Annotated in this window: 4 protein-coding genes; all 4 read right to left on the bottom strand. The window is 66.7% G+C overall.

Annotated features, from left to right (window positions below; translation table 11 throughout):
* Nucleotides 1-21: 21 nt before the first annotated feature.
* On the bottom strand, nt 22-1206 hold the full coding sequence (locus ACF8R4_RS14935; RefSeq protein WP_104833403.1) for an HlyD family type I secretion periplasmic adaptor subunit: 1185 nt from the start codon (nt 1204-1206) through the stop codon (nt 22-24).
* Nucleotides 1203-3371 carry a type I secretion system permease/ATPase gene (locus ACF8R4_RS14930; RefSeq protein WP_392492813.1) on the bottom strand — a complete coding sequence of 723 codons (2169 nt, stop codon included), beginning with the start codon at nt 3369-3371 and terminating at the stop codon, nt 1203-1205. The genes ACF8R4_RS14935 and ACF8R4_RS14930 overlap by 4 nt, the downstream gene beginning before the upstream one ends.
* Nucleotides 3368-4804, bottom strand: coding sequence for a TolC family outer membrane protein (locus tag ACF8R4_RS14925; RefSeq protein WP_060500182.1), 1437 nt, complete (start codon nt 4802-4804; stop codon nt 3368-3370). The genes ACF8R4_RS14930 and ACF8R4_RS14925 overlap by 4 nt, the downstream gene beginning before the upstream one ends.
* Before the next feature lie 64 nt (nt 4805-4868).
* A partial coding sequence (locus ACF8R4_RS14920; RefSeq protein WP_392492812.1) for a BapA/Bap/LapF family large adhesin occupies nt 4869-18842 on the bottom strand: 13974 nt, incomplete at its 5' end.

Genomic DNA, 18842 nt, shown 5'->3' with positions numbered 1-18842 from the left:
ACACAAAAATCACGTCGTACTCTAGCGTTCGCGCAGGGCCTCCCTGGCCCGGTTCAGTGGCTTGATCAGGTAATCCAGAATGGTCTTCTCCCCGGTGCGGATATCCACCGTGGCCACCATCCCCGGTACAATTGCAAAGTGCTTGCCGGCCTTGTTCTGCAAGCTGTCCTGCTCGGTACGGATGAACACCCGGTAGTAGTAGATCTCGGGCTTCACTTCATCCTGCAAGGTGTCCGGCGAAATGCCCACCACCTTGCCATCCAGCCCGCCGTACACCGAATAGTCATAGGCACTGATCTTGACCTTGGCCGCCTGGTCCGGGTGGATGAAGGCAATGTCACGCGGGGCGATGCGGGTTTCGATCAGCAGGCGTTCGTCCATCGGCACGATCTTCATCACCTGGCCCCCGGGCTGCACCACGCCACCCAGGGTGTTGACCTCGATGTCCTTGACGATGCCGCGCACCGGCGAACGCAAGGTCAGGCGGGTAAGCGAGTCGCTGCGCCCGCGCACCACTTCCGACAGGCTGTCGGCCTCGGCGCTGGCTTTGGCCAGTTCTTCCCGGGCCCGCACCAGGTAGTCGGAGCGGGCTTCGTTGGCTTTCAGTTCAAGCTCTGAACGCTGGCGGTTAAGGCGGATCACTTCAACCCGGCTGGAAGCGCCCATCTTGGCCAGGTTTTCGGTGATCTTCAGTTCGCTGCGCACGAGTTGCAGTGAGTCCTGGATGCCCGCCAGGGTTTGCTCCAGACCGCGGCGGCGGGTCTGGTAAAGCGCGGTTTCGGCGTCGATCAGTTCGGGCGAGTCGCGCAGGCTGTCGGGGAAGGTCAGCGGCTTGCCGGTTACCTCCGCCTGCAGGCGGGCCTGGCTGGCCTTGGCGGCGCGGTACTTGGCTTCACTTTCGCCAACGCTGGAGGCGGTTTTGGTCGGGTCGAGCTGTGCCAGCACCTGGCCGCGCTCGACCAAGTCGCCTTCGGCCACGCTCATCTGCGCCACGATACCGCCCTCGAAGGACTGGATCACCTGCTCCCGCGAGCTGGGGATGACCTTGCCGGTGCCGGTGGACACCTCGGTCACCTCGAACCAGGCGGCCCAGGCCAGGAACGCGGCCAGCATCACTGCGCAAATCGTGATGATACGTCCGGCGCGGAACACCGCCTGGTCGTCCTGCCCATCCAGATAGGAGGCCGGAAGTTCATGGTTGCTCATGCCTGGGCTCCTTGCAGTTTGGCCAGCGCGGCATCGCGCGTGTCATCGATGACAATGCGCCCGCCGTCGAGCACCAGGATGCGGTCGACCCGTTGCAGTACGCTCAGGCGGTGCGTGGCGATCACCAGGGTGCGGCCCTGGCAGAAGCGTTCGAGGTTATCCAGCAGCTTGCGCTCGGTCATGTCGTCCAGCGAGGCGGTGGGTTCGTCCAGCAGCAAAACCTGTGGCTGGCGCACCAGCAGGCGCGACAGCACCAGGGCCTGGCGCTGGCCGCCCGACAAACCCAGGCCACCTTCCAGAATCAGGTGGTCCATGCCCTTGGGCAGGCGGCGCACGAAGTCCAGTGCGCCGGTGGCCGCCAGCGCGGCCACCAGTTCCTGGTCGCTGGCCTGGCCGGCGCCCAGGGTGAGGTTTTCCCGCAGGGTGCCGTGGAACAGCCGAGCGTATTGCGGCAGCAGGCCGACGTCACGGCGCAGGTCGGCAGGGTCGAGGTGGGCCATCGCGATGCCGTCCAGGCTGACTTCGCCTTGCACCAGGTCCATGGCCCCGCCCAGGGCTTGCAGCAGGGTCGACTTGCCGGCGCCATTGCGCCCGAGCACGGCAATGCGCTCGCCCGGTTGGATGTCCAGTTGGCCGATATTCAGTACCGGTGGCGATTCTTCGCTGTAGCGGAAGTTGGCCTGGCGCAGGCGGTACTCGCCACGAATGGCTGGCAGGTGTACGCGGGCCTCGCCTTCGGGGTGGTCGACCGGGGACTGCATCAGCTTGTCCAGCCCTTGCAGGGCCACCTTGGCCTGCTGCCAGCGGGTCAGTACATGGGTCAGTTGCGCCAGCGGTGCCATCATCCGTGACGACAGCATCGACGCCGCCACCAGGCTACCGGTGGTGAGGTCGCCGGCGATCACCATGGGCGCGCCGATCACGATGACCACGGCAAACACGGCGCCCTGTACGTTCTGCGTCCAGGTCACCAGGCCATTGGTGAGGGTGCGCAGGCGCAGGTTGGTGTGGGCGCAGGCCGCGTTGTACTGGTTCCATTGCCGCTCGAAGCGCGCTTCGGCTTGCAGTGCCTTGATTTCGTCCAGGCCCTGGATGCTTTCCACCAGCATGGCGTTGCGCAGCGCCGACTCGCGCATGGAGGCGTTGGCCAGCCGCGCCAGGCGCCGCTGTGCCAGCACCCCGGGCACTACCATGGCCAGCAGTGCGACCAGCGGGATGAACACCAGCACACCGCCGATCAACCAGAACACCAGCAGGAACAGCAGGAAGAACGGCAGGTCGGCCAATACCGTGGCCGTGCTGGAGGTGATGAGGTCGCGTATCGATTCCAGCTCGCGCAGTTGCGAGATGAACGACCCTGTGGACTTCGGCCGCACCGAGTTGCGCAGGCGCAAGGCATGCCCGTAGACCAGGTCGCTCACCCGCAGGTCGGCGCGCTTGCCGAGCAGGTCGGTCACCTTCAGGCGCAGCAGGCGCATGCTGAAGTCGAACACCAACGCCAGCACCACACCGCCAAACAGCACGTACAGGGTGGGCAGCGATTCGGCCGGGATTACCCGGTCATACACCTGCATCGAGAACAGCACCCCCGCAAGGGCCAGCACGTTAGCCACCAGCGAGGCGACCATCACTTGCCCATACGGGCGCAGGTCGCGCAGCACGATGCGGGCGAACCAGTGGCGGTCGTAGGGCGCGGTGTAGCCGTCGGTGCGCACGTCGCGCAGCGGCCGCGCCGGGCGCAGCAGGGCGACACGGTTAATGCGGCCTTTGAGGCTGTCACGCGGCAGGCGTGAGGTCAGGCCCTGGTCGCCGGCAAATACCACCGCCAGGTCGTCCTCTTCAGTGACCGACTCGACCACCGCCAGCTGGCCATCGTCCAGCTCCAGCACCAACGGGGTTCGCCATTGCCGCAAGCCCTTGGCATCGAAGCGCACGAAGCGCAGGGCCAGGCCAGCCTGGCGCGCCATGTGGCGGAGGATTTCGTCCAGCGGGCGGGCGTCCTCGACGGCGGCCAGGCGAATGCGTTGTGGCGACACGTCCAGGCGGTAGTGATGCGCTACTTGCAGCATCACCTCCAGCCATGGCCCAAGGTCTGGCCGGTGAGCCGCTTCGGGCGCAGCAGCGGGCGCTTGGTTGGGCAGGGTCACATTGATGGAATCGGTCATGGCTGGATCTCCACCCCTTGCAGGTTGCGCCCCTCAAGGCCAAAGGCCGTGCGCAGGGCGCCGGTGTTGTACAGGCAGTCGACATCCAGGCGCAGCAGGTCGGAGCGGGTGCCGGCGAGTTCGAAGCGTGACTGGTAGATCTCCTGCTCGGCGTTGAGCAGGTCGAGCAGGGGCCGCGTGCCCAGGTCCAGGTACTGTCGGCCGTAGAGCATGCGCGCCTCCTGGATGCTGACCTGGCGTGCCTCCAGCGACGTCAGCCGTCGCCCGAGCCCGGAGGTTTGCGCCATGGCCTCGGCCAGGCCGCGACGGGCCTGCAGGCGTGCCGCATCCTCGGCAGAGTCGGCGGCGGTCAGCGCATGGCCGGCAGCGCGGGTGCGGGCGCTGATGGCGCCGCCCTGGTAGATGGGCACTTCGACGTTCAGGTAGATGCCGGCCTGGGTGCGGTCCAGGCGTGCGTTGTCGCGGTTGTAGTCGTCGTCCAGGTAGTGGTTGACCTGGGGTTGCAACGACAGGGTCGGGTAGGCTTCGGCCTTGGCCTGGGCCAGTTCGGCCTGACCTTGGGCGCGCTGGGCCAGGGCCATCAGCACGGCGGGCAGGCGGTCATCGCCCTGCGAGGGCCGTTTGCAGGCCTGGTTCAGCTCGGGCGGTGCTTGCTCGGTCAGCGCTGGCGGGGTAACGCGCCCCATCAGGGCCGCCAGGGTGGAACGCCAACGTTCGTATTGCGACTGGTATTCCTCCAGCGTGGCGCGGGCGCTTTCCACGCGGGACTCGGCTTGCACCACGTCGGAGCGGGTGCTGGCGCCCATGTCGCTGCGCTGGCGGGCCATCCTGGCAATGTCGCCGACCCCGCGAATCTGGTCGCGGGCGATAGTCATCAGTTGTTCGTAGCGTCGGGTTTCGATCCAGGCGTAGGCCGTGTCGCGGGCCAGTTCGTCGACCACCAGCAGGATGTTGGCCTGGGCACGGGCGGCGGCGGCCTGGGCCGCGCTGACGGCATTGTCGACCTTGCCGAAGTCGTAGAGCATCTGCTTGAGCGACAGGTTCAGTGCCTGGCTGTTCCGGTCACCGCCGTAACCGGTGTCATAACCGGTGCGGATACCGCCGGAAATCTGCGGGTAATACCCCGCACGGGCGACGTTGATGCCTTCACCCTGCTTGTACAGGTTGCCGATGGCTTCGGCGATGCTGGGATGCCATTGCGCGGCTTGCAGCACCGCGTCGGTCAGCCCCAGGCGCTCGCCACTGGCCACTGGGGCCATGCCGATAGCGGGGCGGGCGGGCACCGCTTCGGGCGCATCGCGTAGCAGCGATGGCCCGATCTGGCGCAGTTGTGGGTCGATGTCGTCGGCTGCCTGGGCGGCCGGGTGGAAGTTCAGCACCAGGAACCCGAAGGCGCCCAGCAACAGCGGTGACAGCGGACTGCTTCGCTTCACATAGTTCCCTTACTTGCTGGTCGTCCATGCCGCCGGGCGCGTGCCCGGCGGGTTTGCAGCGGCCTCAGACCACATGGATACCGTTCTGCACCCACAGGTGATGGCTCGGATCCTCCTGGGCCGTGTATTGGTTATAGTCGATACCGTCGGCGGTTTGGTTCCCGACCAGCGTCCAGTTGTCTGTCATGTGAACCGTGTCTTTGTCGTCCCCCTTGATGATCAGTGTGTCGTTGCCGGTTTCGGTGATGGCCACCACGTCCGCCAGGTTCAGGGTCAGCGCGACCGCGCTGGTGTCGTTGAGGTCGATGACTTCGATGTCATGCACCCGGTCGGCCAGGTTGCCCAGGTCGATGCTGGCATCGCCGCCGTCCCACAGCAGGGTGTCGGTCCCTGTGCCACCCTCGACGCTGGCGAAGTTCTGGTCAACCACCACCAGGGTGTCGTCCCCTGCGCCACCCTGCAGGGTGATATGGCCACCCTGGCTGCCATCGAGATGGTCATTGCCGTCGGTGCCGGCGATCACCTCTGTGGAAGCCGAAGCGGCCACACTGGCGAGTGCTACCCCTTCGTCACCGGTATCGGAGAGCAACGACATCGTGCTGGTGAGGCCGGCGGCGTTGTCCAGATTGATGGTGAGCGTAGCGGTGTCGGTGGTGCCGTTGGGGTGGGTCAGCTCGTAGGTGAAGGTGTCGTGCTGGCCGATGGCTGTCGACGTGAGCCCAGAGTTGAGGGTGTAGGTGTAGCTGCCGTCGGCATGCACGAGCAGCGTGCCGTAGGTACCCGCCACGCTCACTCCGTTATAGCCCGGGATGGTGAAGGTGTTGGCTGCCGTCAGCACACTCAGCACGGTCAAGGCTGAACCCACGGTGTCATCTGCGAGCAGGTTGCCGGTTGCCGTGGTCGCGCTGCTGACCACGAACTCGGTGAGGTGCGTGGTGGTGGCGTTCACGCTGGTGGTGAGGGAACTGAGCAAGCCTATGCCGCCCGCTGTAACGCGTATGTGGTAGGTGCCCGTCCCTTGGTTCTGGAAGGTATAAGCCGCACCGCCACCCAGCAGGCTGACCAATGAGCTGCCAGGCACCGACTGCACCAGCACATACTGGCCGGTGGCCGGATTGAGCTTGAGCAACTCGATGGTGGTGCCGTTGAGCAGGCTCAACAGGTTGGTGGAGTTGACCACCACCTGCAGGTTGGCCGTGGTATCGGCAGCAACCGAGGTGGTGTAGGTAGCCTGGCGCGTGCCGATCACCGGCAGGCTCAGCGTGCCCAGCGAGCTGCTGCTGGTGTCCACACGGTTGACCAGGGTCAGGTAGCTGAAGCCGACGTCGTTGACGGCATCCACCACCGTGGCCGGCGCACCGTAGTTGATGTTGCTCCACACCTCCGTGGCCTGCGGGCTGTCGATACGTACATACAGGTTGGCAGAGTCGGACAGGCCGTTCGCGTGCACCAGCTGATAGCTGAACACATCGACCTTGCCGACACTGCTCGGGCTGCCGTTTGGCGTGTAGGTGTAGCTGCCGTCCGCACGGATCACCAGTGTGCCGTACAGGCCTTGTACCGTGGTGGCGCTGCCGGCCGCGACATAACTGCCGTCCTTGAACACCTGGAGCACGGCGGCGCTGTCCGGGCCACGTGCGTCCACAGTGCCATCGGTGCCCACATCGGTGATGACGTTGCCGGTGGTGGCGGTGCCAGCCCCGGTGAACTGGGTCAGGCTGGTGGCCGTGATGTCCAGCGAAGTGGTCACGTTGGTGATCAGGCCAATGCCGCCACTGCCCACGGTCAGGCGGTAGTCACCGGCTTGCAGTGTACCGATATCGACCTGCAGCCCCAGCGGCAGCACGATCAGGTCGAGCAGGCCCTGGGTGTTGCCGGTAGCCAGCGTCACCCAAGCGCCCGTCGCGTCTTTCACTTGCAGGGTGAATGTGGAGTTGTTGAGCAGCGCCAGTACGCTGTTGGTGGTCAGTGTCAGGGTCGGGTCCACCGTGGTGCCAGCGGCTACGGTCCAGGTGTAGGTCTTGGTGAAGCCCGACAGCAGCGTGGTGAAGCTGTCGGTGTAGGTCTTGGTCGCGGTGACCGGTACCAGGTTGACCGTTGCCGTTGCCAGGTTGTCGCTGGCAATGACCGGGGCGTTGGCATCCACATCGGGCGCGGTGATGGTGACGTTGCCCGATACGTTGCCACGCGTGTCGGTGAGGCCGACCGAAAGGACCTGGCCGTTGTCCTGAGGCGGGCTCAGGGTCACGGTGAAGCTGCCGTTCGGTTGTACGGTCGCGGTTTGCAGCACGGTACCGCTGGCGCTGCGCACAGTGACGGTGGCGCCTGCTTCGCCGGTACCGGTGAGGGTACTGCCGTCGGCACTGATCTGCAGGTTGCCGGCCACTGCGGGCGGGGTCAGGTCTGGTGCGGTCAGCGCGGTAGCGGTAGACACGTTGCCGGCACTGTCGGTCAGGGTGACGCTGAGCGCCTGGTTGTCGATTTGTGCGGCCGTGAGGCTGACCACGAACAGACCATTGGCGCCCACCGTTGCGGTGCCCAGGACAGTGCCGGCACTGTTGCGCACGGTGACGGTGCTGCCGACCTGGCCAGAGCCGCTGACCGAGGTGCCGTTGGCATTGATGGCCGCCACCGGTGCTGCGGGTGGCGTGGTGTCCGGTGCAGTCAAACTGGTGCTGGCGGACAGGTTGCCGGCTGCATCGGTCTGGCGCACCACCAGCAATTGCCCGTCATTCTGTGGCGAGGTCAGGGTGATGCTGAAGGTGCCGTTGGCTTGCACCACGCCGGTACCCACCTGGCCACTCGGGCCTTGCACGGTGACGGTAGCACCTGCTTCGCCGTTACCGGTCAGCACCGTGCCTAGGCTGTTGATGGTCACGTTGGTCGGCACGGCTGGCGGCTGGACATCAACGGCCGTGTAGCTGGTGCTGCCAGACGTGTTCCCTGCAGCGTCGGTCTGGCTCACGCCCAGTACCTGGCCATTGAGCTGCGCCGCGTTGAGGTTGACGGTGAACACGCCACCGCCATTCACCAACGCCGTTCCAAGCACGTTGTTGCTGGCATCGCGCACGGTCACCGTGGCTCCGGCCTCACCGGTACCGGTGAGCACCAGGCCATTGGCCGACAGGCTGGTAACCACCGGGTTGGCCGGTGGAGTGATGTCGGCCGCTTGCAGGAAGAGCGGCTGCGATTCGCCGCCCACCAGCGAAACTGCCGTCACCGAGATGTGCTGGCCGTTGAGTTGAGCCGCGTTCAGCGTGATGCTGAAGCTACCCGTTCCGATGTTGGCGAGGCCTGAACCGATCAGGTTGCCTGCGGCATCGTAGACGCGAATGCTTGCGCCGGCTGCGGCCGTACCGGTCAAGGTAAGGCCGTCGCTGCCCAGAATCGCATTGGTCGGTGGTTCGGGGGGCGGCACCAGAGGGGTGACGTATGTCACGGCGTCAGAGGTATTGGTACCGTCTGACTGGCTCACGGAGAGGAAGGCGGCTGAGCCCGGCGTCGGCGAAAGGTTTATCTGGAAGTTGCCAGCGGCGTCCACCACGCCGGTCCCGATCACGGTGCCGGTAGGGCCACCGACTCTGACGGTGACCGTGGCATTGGCTTCGCCCCTGCCGGTCAACGAGCTATAGGTATTGTCGATCGCCAGGTTGGTCACCACGGCGGGTGGCGAGGTGTCGTTGGTTTGGTAGCTGGCGGGTACCGAGGCATTGCCGGCCGCGTCCGTAGACACCACGGTCAGCAGTTGGCCGTTGTTCTGTGCCGGATTGATGACAACGGTGAACTCGCCGTTGCCACCCACCACCACCGTACCCACGATGCTGTTGTCAGGGCCGCGAACAGTGATGGTGGAGCCGGCTTCCGCCGTACCGGTCATCGACGTGCCTGCCGGGTTGAGCAGCAGGTTGCCTGGCTGCACCGGCGCTGTCAGGTCTGGTGCGGTTACCTGCAAGGGCGCCGACGGGTTGCCGGTGGCGTCCTGGGCGATCACCGTCAGTACCTGGCCATTGATTTGCGGGTTGTTCAGGTCGAGCACAAAGGTGCCGTCCGGGTCGACTGTCACCTGGCCCAGCAGGTCGCCGTTGTTGTTGACCACGGTGACGCGGGTGCCGGCTTCGGCGGTACCGATCAGTTGGGTGCCGCTGTCGTTGAGGCTGGCGATCACGGTGGCCGGCGGGGTGATGTCCAGTGCCGTGACCGTGCTGACCGTCGATACGTTGCCGCTGCTGTCGGTCAGGGTGACCTGCAGCAGTTGGCCATTCAGTTGCGGGGTATTGAGTTCGACCACGAAGGTGCCATTGGCAGCCACCACGGCAGTGCCAATCTGTGTGGTGCCGACATACACGCGCACGGTAGCGCCCGCTTCGCCGACACCGCCCAGTTCATCGCCTGCCACACTGAGCTGCAGCGCGGTTGCGGCGGCGGGTGGCGTATGGTCCGGTGCTTGAACGGTGACCGGCAAGCTGATGTTGCCGGGTGGGTCGGCCTGCTGCACCGACAGCACCTGGTGGTTGATTTGCGCGGGCGATAGCTCGACGCGGAAGGTGCCGTCTGCCAGCACTGTGCCGGTACCCAGCACGGTGCCGGCGGCATTGCTGACGGTGACCGTCGCGCCTGCTTCGCCCAGGCCGCTGACCACACTGCCGTCGGCGTTGATCACCACGGCGGTAAGGGGAGCTGGCGGTGTGAAGTCCGGGGTTTGCAGGGTGGCCACGGCCGACACGTTGCCGGTGGCATCGGCCTGGGTGAAGCTGAGCAGCTCGGCGTTACCCAAGGCCGGGCTCAGCGTGATGGTGAAGTGCCCGCTGGCATCGACGGTGGCGCTGCCGATGGGCTGGCCTGCCGGGTTGGTGACGGTGACCAGCGCGCCCACTTCGCCGCGGCCGGTGATGGTCACGCCATCGCTGGATATTGCCAGCGCGGTGGGTGCTGCGGGTGCAGTGGTGTCCGGTGCAGTGATGGCGCTGGCGGCGGACTGGTTGCCGGCGGCATCGGTCAGCACCACCTGCACCTGCTGGCCGTTGGCCTGAGGCGAGGCGAGGTTGACCTGGAAGGTGCCGTCGGCGCGGACCGTTGCGTTGCCCAGCACCGTGCCGTCGGCGGCCAGCACGCGAACAGCGGCCCCCGCTTCACCGGTACCGTTGAGCAGGCTGCCACCGCCGGCGAAGGCCAGGTTGCCAGCCGCATCTGGCGCCACGCGGTCGGGGGCAGTCAGGCTGACGCTGTTGGACTCGTTGCCGGCTACATCGGACTGGCTGGCGCTGAGCTGTTCACCGTTGATCTGCGGGGCGCTGAGGTTGACGCTGAAGTTGCCGCTGGCATCCACCAAGGCGGCGCCCAGGTCGATCCCCCCTTCGCCGATCACGGTGACCGTGGCACCTGGCTCACCGCGCCCAGTGAGTATCAGGCCGTCGTTGGACAGCACCAGGTTGGTCAGTGGTTGCGGTGCGGTGGTGTCCGGTGCCTGCAGGGTCGCCGGCAGCGACACTGCGCCGTCGCTGCCGGTGGCGCTTACCTCCAACCGTTCGCCGTTGGCCTGGGCGCTGCCGAGGTTGACGGTGAAGGTACCGTCGTTGGCTACCGGGCTGCTGCCCAGCAATACGCCGTTGGGGCCATACACCTTGACCGTACTGCCTACCGTAGCGGTACCGGTCACCGACAGGCCGTCGGCAGCCAGTACCAGGTTGTCCGGTGTCGCCGGTGCCAGAAGGCCCGGCGCGGTGACGTTTTGTGCCGGGGAGACGTTCTGTGCGGCGTCCGCCTGGACCACGCTCAGGCTTTCACCGGTGATCGCGGCTGGTGACAGGGTGACGCTGAAGTGGCCGTCACTGCCGACCGTGGCGGTGCCCAGCACGGTGTTGTCGGGTGCCCGTACGGTGACGGTCGCACCGGCTTCGCCATTGCCTGTCAGGGTAGTGCCACTGGCAGACACCGCCAGGTTGGTCACGGCCGCCGGCGGCGTGGTATCGGCTGCGGTGTAAGGCGCGGCCGGTGAAACGTTGCCAGCCGCGTCGGTAGCCGTTACCTGCAGGGTCTGCCCGTTGGTCTGGGCGCTGTTCAGGGTGACCTGGAAGGTCCCGTTGCTGCCGGTGGTCGCCGTGCCCAGCACATTGCCGCTGGCATCGCGCACGGTCACGGTGCTGCCGGCTTCGGCGTTACCGGACAGTTGCAGCCCGGTGGCGGCGAGGGCCAGTGCAGTCGGTGCAGCCGGTGGGGTGAAGTCCGGCGCGGTAACGGCCACGGCGGCAGAGGTGTTGTTGCCCGCGTCGGTCTGCGTAACGCTCAGGTGCTGGGCGTTGAGCTGGGCGCTGTTGAGGGTGAGGGTGAAGCTGCCGTTGGCGGCCACCAGGCCTGTGCCGATGATGGTGCCATCCGGGCCGCGCACGGTGACTGTGGCACCGGCTTCGCCGAGGCCGGTCAGGGTCAGGCCGTTGTTGTTCAGCACCACGTTGGTGAGTGGGGCCGGTGGGGTCAGGTCCGGGGTTGCCACATTGACGGCTGGCGAGGTGTTGCCGGCGGCATCCACTTGGGTCACGCCGATGGCCTGGCCGGTGGCTTGCGGGGTGTCGAAGGTCACGGTGAAGCGACCGTCGGCGCCCACCGTGGCCGTGCCCAGCAAAGTGCCAGCGGCGTTGCGCACCTGCACGGTAGCCCCCACTTCGCCGCTGCCGGATAGCTGCCGGCCGTCCTGGCTCAGCACCGGGTTGGTGATGGCGGCAGGCGGCGTGCGGTCTGGCGTCGCCAGGCTGGCCGGGCCGGAAATGTTACCGGCGGCATCGCTGAGGGTGACTTGCAGCGCGCTGCCGCTGGTTTGCGCGCTGGGCAGGGTGATCTGGAACTGCCCACTCTGGTTGACGGTGCCGGTGGCCAGGATGGCGCCACTGGCATCGCGTACGGTCACGGTGGCGCCGGCTTCACCCTCGCCGCTGAGCACGGTGGCCGCGCTGTTGAGGCTGAGGTTGCTGGCGGCCAGCGGTGCCTGCAGGTCAGGGGCTTGCAGGGTGGCCGCGAGCGAGACGTTACCCGCCGCGTCGGCCTGGGTCACGATCAGGTTCTGGCCGTTGGCGACAGCTGGCGAGAAATCGATGCTGAACAGGCCGTTGCTGCCGACGGGCGCGGTTCCCAGGAGGTTGCCCTGCGCATCGGTCACGCGCACGGTAGCACCCACTTCGCCTTGGCCGGTCAGCGTGCTGCCGGTGGCATTGAGTACGACTTGGGTCGGTGCGTTTGGCGCGGTGGTGTCGTTGGCCACGACAATGGCTGGCACCGAAGGCAGGCCATCGACGGTAGCCTTGGCGCTGACCTGCAAGATCTGGGCGTTGAGCTGGGCGCTCTGGAAGAACACACGGAAGGTGCCGTCGCTGCCGACCGTGGCGGTGCCCAGGGTGGTGCCCCCGGAGGTCACGGTAATCAGCGAGCCTACCGTCCCCTGGCCGGTCAGCAGGAAGCCGTCGGCACTGATGGACAGGGCCGAAGGTGTGGCCACCTCGGTGCCGGTCGGGCCGGCAAGTGGCACTTCGAGGGATTCGTTGCCGGCAGGGTCGATCACCACCACATCGACGGTTTCAATGCTGGTCAGCGGTGGGTTGACGTCCACCACGAAGGTGCCGTCTGGCCCGACGGTTATCGTGCCGCGCACGCCGCTACCATCCTGATTGCGGATTTCCACGGTGCTGCCAGGTTCCGCGCTACCCCCCACGGTGCTGCCATCCGGGCTCACGGTCAGGCCGGTGGCCGCATCCGGGTTGGTGGTGTCCGGGGCGTTGACGGAGACCGGAGCAGCGTCATTATCGGCTGCATCGGTCACCACCACGGTGACAGTCTGGCCATTGGTCAGCGGGGTATTCAGCGGTACGCTGAAACTGCCGTCCGGATTGACGGCCACCACAACCACATTGCCATTCCCGTCGTTCACGGACACTGAGGTGGCGCCAGGCGCATTGCCGGTGACGGTGCTGCCGTCCGGACTGACCAGCACACCCGTGGGCGCTGCCGGTGGCGTGATGTCCGGCGCATTGATCTGGCCGGGCAGGGACACATTGCCGGCCGTATCGGTCAGGGTCACATTGAGTGACTGACCGTCCAGTTGGGCGGGCGAGAGTGGCACTGTGAAGCTGCCACCTGTCGGTACGACAATGGTACCTACCAGGGTGCCGTCGGTAAGCCGCACTTCCACCGTGGACCCAGCTTCACCAGTACCCTGGATGGCGTTGCCGCCTGGGGTGATGGTGAGGCCGCCCGGCGCTGTTGGCGCGCTGCTGTCATCGGCGGTGAAGCTGGCCGATGGCGAGGTATTGCCGCCGCCATCAATCAAGACCACCGACAATACTTCGCCGTTGGTCTGAGCGGGGGCGAGCAGTACTTCGAACGTGCCGTCGGGCGCCACCTGAATAGTACCCAGCAGGTCGCCTGCCGCGTTGCGAACCTCTACGGTGGTGCCTGCCTCGCCTTGGCCGCTGAGCAGGGTACCGGTCGGATCCAGGCCTAGGCCTTGCGCCGGCAGCGGCGCCTCGAAGTCAGGCGCGGTCACGGTGCCGGCGGGCGAGTCGTTGCCGGCGCTGTCCGCCTGGCTCACAGACAGCGTCTGGCCATTGAGCTGGGGCGGGTTGATGCTCACCAGGAAGCTGCCGTCTGGCTGAACCGTGGCGGTGCCCAGTACGGTACCTGCTGTATTGGTCACACTCACCTGCGCACCCGGCTCGCCACTGCCGGTAATGGTCCTGCCATCGCTAGACAGGGTCAGGCCGGTCGGGGTCGCCGGCAACTCGGTGTCCGGTGCCGGGAGGTCGGCCGCCGCCGACAGGTTGCCGGTTGGGTCACGCTGCTCCACGGTCAGCGCCTGGCCGTTGGTCTGTGGCGGAGTGAGGGTGATTTCGAATGCACCGTTCGGCCCTGCCACGGCACTGCCCAGCACGCTGCCATCCGGCCCGCGTACGGTCACGGTGGCGCCAGGTTCGCCGCTACCGGTGACGGTGGTGCCTGTGCCATCGATGGTCGGGTTGGTGACCGCCTGCGGCGGCGTGGAATCGGGGGCGGTGAAGCTTACCGGCCCGGCGCTGTTGCCCAGGTTGTCGGTGGCCTCGACGCTCAGGCTCTCACCATTGCGCTGTGGCGCATTGAGGGTGACATCGAAGTGTCCGTCTGCACCCACTATGGCGGTGCCCAGCACGTTGCCGTTGGTATCGCGCACGGTGACGATGGAGCCACTTTGGCCCAGGCCGGTCAGGTGAATGCCTGCAGTATCGATGGCCATCCCGGAAGGTTGCAGCGGGCCATCCAGATCGGGTGCGATGACGGTGGCGGTCGAGGTATTGCCGGCCGCGTCGCGCAGCACCACGTCCAGTTCCTGGCCGTCGGTTTGCGGTGGGTTGAGCGCCACGCTGATCACACCGTCAGCGCCGACCTGGGCGTTGCCCAGCACGACACCCTGCGCGCTGATGACCTGCACGGTGGTGCCCGGCTCGCCGCGGCCAGTGAGCAGGCTGCCATCGGCGCTCAGTTGCAGTTGGGTGGCTTCATTGGGTGGCGTGATGTCAGGGGCGGTGACCTGGGTCGGCAGTGACGCGTTTCCGGCACCATCCACAGCCACCACATCCAGGGTTTCGCCGTTGGCTTGAGCCGGGGTCAGGCTGATGGTGAAGCTGCCGTCCGGGCCTGCCTGCGCGCTGCCCAGCACATTGCCCTGCGCGTCACGCACCTGCACCTGCGTGCCCGTCGGTGCGGTACCGGAGACGCTGGCGCCATCTGCGCTCACCACGACACCGCTCGGGCTCTCAGGCAGCGGTGCATCGGCAACCGTCACGCTAAGCCCTACCGAGGTATTGCCGGCGGCATCGGTCTGTACCAGCACCAGGGTTTCGCCCGCCACCAACGGCGTTTCGAGGTCGACCACGAAGGTGCCATTTGGCGCGACGGTGCCGGTGCCGAGCACCGTGCCCTGCGCATCACGCACTTCCACCGTGGCACCGGGTTCGCCACGGCCAGACACGGCCAGGCTGCCATCGGCGGCTAACACGTCAGTGACGAGTGTCGGCGCCGTGATGTCCGGGGCCACATAGCTCAGCGGTACAGAGGTGTTACCTGTCGCATCGGTCACGGTAATGGACAGTGTTTCGCCATTGGCCTGTGGCGGGTTCAGGGTCAGGCTGAAGCTGCCATCCGGCTGGGCGATGGCGCTGCCGATCAGGTTGCCCAAGGCGTCTTTCACCTCTACCCGGGCGCCGCCTTCGGCAGTGCCGGCCAGGGTATCGCCATTGGTCAACACCAGGCCCGTTGGTTGCAGGGGGGCCACAAGGTCTGGCGCAGTCAGTGGGCTAGGTGTGGAGACGTTGCCGGCAGCATCGGTCAAGGTCACCTGCAGGGAGGAGCCATCCACCACTGGGGTTGGCAATTGCACGTTGAAGCTGCCATCGGGTTGAACGGTGCCGCTCACCAGCACCTGGCCCTGGTCGTCGAGCACTTTGACGGTGGCACCCACTTCGCCGCGGCCGGAAACCATGCGGCCATCGGCGCTGATCACCAGGTTGGTGGCTGGCGCCGGCGGCGTGGTATCGCCGCCGTTATCGATGACCGGCGCGGTAACGGTACCGGCCGTGGAGGCATTGCCTGCGGCATCGGTGGCGGTTACCTGCAACTGTTCGCCTGCCACTTGCGGCGGGGTGAGGCCAATGCTGAAGGCCCCGCTGGGGCCCACCACGACACTGCCCAGCACGGTAGTGCCGTCGGCGGCCAGCACGCGTACGGTGCTGCCGGCTTCGGCGCGCCCGGTCACTGCGCTGCCATCGGCGCTGACGGCCAGCTCACTTGGTGCGGCAGGGGCGGTGATATCCGGCGCAGTCACCTGCGCCGGCAGTGATGAGGCCCCGTTGGTGTCGATGGCGACCACATCCAGCAGCTGGCCGTTGGCCTGGGCTGGGGTGAGCACAACGGTGAAGGTGCCCCCGGCACCCACCACGATGCTGCCGACCAGATTCCCATTGGCATCGTGCACTTCCACACGGCTGCCGACTGGCGCCGAACCGCTGATGCTGGTGCCGTCCGCCGCGAACACCAGGTCGCTCGGGCTGGCCGGTGTGGTCACCAGCGGTACGTCGAAGGTCAAGGCTTGGGAAGCGTTGCCGCTAGGGTCGGTCTGCACCAGGCTCAGGCGTTCGCCCGGCAGCGCGGCCGGGTCGAGGTCGAGCACGAAGGTGCCGTTGCCGGTCACCGTACCTGTGCCGATCAGTGTGCCATTGGTGTCCCGCACCTCAACGGTGGCACCGGCCTCACCGCGACCGCTCAGGGTCAGGCCATCGGCACCGACCACGATATTGCTGACTTGCGCAGGCGGGGTGATGTCCGGGGCATTGAATTGCAGCGGCGTAGAGGTATTACCGGCGGCGTCCACCAGGCGGATGTCGAGGACTTCGCCATTGGCCTGGGCGGGGGACAGGGTAATGCTGAAACTGCCGTTTGGATTGACCACACCGGTGCCGATCACGGTGCCTGAGGTGTCGCGTACCTGCACAGTGGCGCCAGGTTCACCGCTACCGGTCAAGGTAACGCCGCTGGCCAGCTCGAGGCCGGTGGGCTGAGCAGGCGCCTGCAGGTCTGGGGAGGCCACCGTGCCTGGCGTGGAGGCATTGCCGGCGGCATCGGTCAGCACCACTTGCAGGGTGCTGCCATCGTTGACGGGTGGCGTCAGGGCGATCTGGAAGGTGCCATCCGGGTTGACCGTGCCGCTGGCCAGCACGTTGCCTTGGGCATCGCGCACCTGCACGGTGGCACCCGCTTCGCCACGGCCGCTCAGCTGGCCACCGGCCAGGCCAACGACCAGGTTGGTCGGTGGCAGGGGGGGCGTGGTATCGACACCGTCGATGTCGGGCGCCGTGACGCTACCGGCGCCGGAGGCATTGCCGGCGGCGTCGGTGGCGGTGACTTGCAGCACTTCACCGTCCACTTGTGCCGGTGTGAGGGTGATGCTGAAACTACCGGTCGCACCCACCACCGCCGTGCCCAGCACCGTAGTGCCGTCGGCAGCCAGCACGCGCACGGTGCTGCCCACTTCGGCCCGGCCGGTGACAACGGTGCCGTTGGCATTGATCGCGAGTTCGCTTGGCGCGGCTGGCGCGGTGATGTCTGGCGCGCTGACCTGCACCGGCAGCGACGATGCCCCTGTGCCGTCGATGGCCACTACATCCAGCAGTTCGCCGTTGGCCTGGGCCGGGTTGAGGATGACGGTGAAGGTGCCATCGCCGCCCACCACCACGCTGCCTACCAGGATGCCATTGCCATCACGCACTTCCACACGGCTGCCCACCGGGGCAGAGCCGGTGAGGCTGGTGCCATCGGCGGCAACCACCAGGCCGCTTGGGCTATCGGGGGCAGTAGTCATTGGCACTTCATACTGCAAGGCTTCGGACGCGTTGCCGCTCGGGTCGGTTTGTACCAGGCTCAGCACGGCGCCTGGCTGGGCTGCAGGGTCGAGATTGACCGTGAAGGTGCCGTTGGCGCCGACCGTGGCGGTGCCGATGACGGTACCGCCGGCATCACGCACTTCGACGGTTGCACCCGCTTCGCCGCGACCGCTGAGCACCAGGCCATTGGCACCGACCACGACATTGCTGACAGCAGCAGGCGGGGTGATGTCGGGGGCATCGTACTGCAGTGGCGCCGAGCTGTTGCCGGCGGCATCCACCACCCGCACATCCAACGCCTCGCCATTGGCCTGGGCGGGGAACAAAGTGACGCTGAAGGTACCGTCAGCGTTGACCAGGCCGGTGCCGATCACCGTGCCGGCGCTATTGCGCACCTGCACGGTGGCACCGGGTTCGCCGCGTCCGGTGAAGGTGACGCCCTCGGCCAGTGCCAGGTCAGTAGGTTGCGCAGGGGCCTGCAAGTCCGGCGAAGTGACTGAACCGGGTTGCGAGACGTTGCCAGCGGCATCGGTGAGGGTGACTTGCAAGGTGCTGCCGTTGTTCATGGCAGGAGCCAAGGTCACCGTAAATGTGCCGTCGGGGCTGACCGTACCGGTTGCCAGCACAGTACCTGCGGCGTCACGTACCTGCACGGTGGTGCCGGCTTCGCCACGCCCGCTCAGCTGGCTGCCGGCCAGGCCGACCACCAGATTGGTGGGTGCGTCGGGTGGCGTGATGTCGCCACCGTCGATGTCTGGCGCGGTGACTGAGCCTGCCGTCGAGGTGTTGCCTGCCGCATCGGTGGCGGTGACTTGCAGCACTTCGCCGTCGACTTGCGGTGGGTTGAGGGTGATGCTGAAGCTGCCGGTTGCGCCAACCACGACGCTACCCAACACGGTAGTGCCATCGGCGGCCAGTACCCGCACGGTGCTGCCCGGTTCGGCACGGCCGGTGACGACAGTGCCATCGGGGTTGACGGCCAGTTCGCTCGGGGCCGTCGGCGCGGTAATGTCTGGCGCGGTGATTTGCGTGGGTAGTGACGATACACCCGCATCGTCGATGGCCACGACGTCCAGCAGTTCGCCATTGGCCTGGGCCGGGGCCAGAACGACGGTGAAGCTGCCATCTGGGCCGGCCACGACACTGCCGATCAGCGTGCCGTTGGCGTCGTGCACTTCCACGCGGGTGCCGGCAGGCGCCGTGCCGCTGATGCGGGTGCCGTCCTCGGCGAACACCAGGTCGCTGGGGCTGGCCGGGGCGGTGGTTACCGGGACTTCGAACTGCAGCGTTTCGGAGGCGTTGCCGCTGGGGTCGGTCTGCACAAGGCTCAGTTGTTCGCCGGGCTGCGCGGCCGGGTCAAGGTCGATCAGGAAGGTGCCGTTGGCACCCACTACGCCTGTGCCGATCACCGTGCCGTTGGCATCACGCACTTCGACGGTGGCGCCGGCTTCGCCACGCCCGCTCAGGCCCAGGCCGCCACTGCCGACCACGATGTTGCTCACCGCCGCAGGTGGTGTGATATCCGGGGCATCGAATTGCAGCGGCGCAGAAGTGTTGCCAGCTGCGTCCACCAACCGAACGTCCAACGCTTCGCCATTGGCCTGGGCAGGGTTAAGGGTGACGCTGAACAGGCCATCGGCGCC

The sequence above is a fragment of the Pseudomonas sp. FYR_2 genome, assembly GCF_043106425.1.
Lineage (GTDB): Bacteria > Pseudomonadota > Gammaproteobacteria > Pseudomonadales > Pseudomonadaceae > Aquipseudomonas > Aquipseudomonas monteilii.
This window is presented reverse-complemented; position numbering and strand designations above follow the sequence as displayed.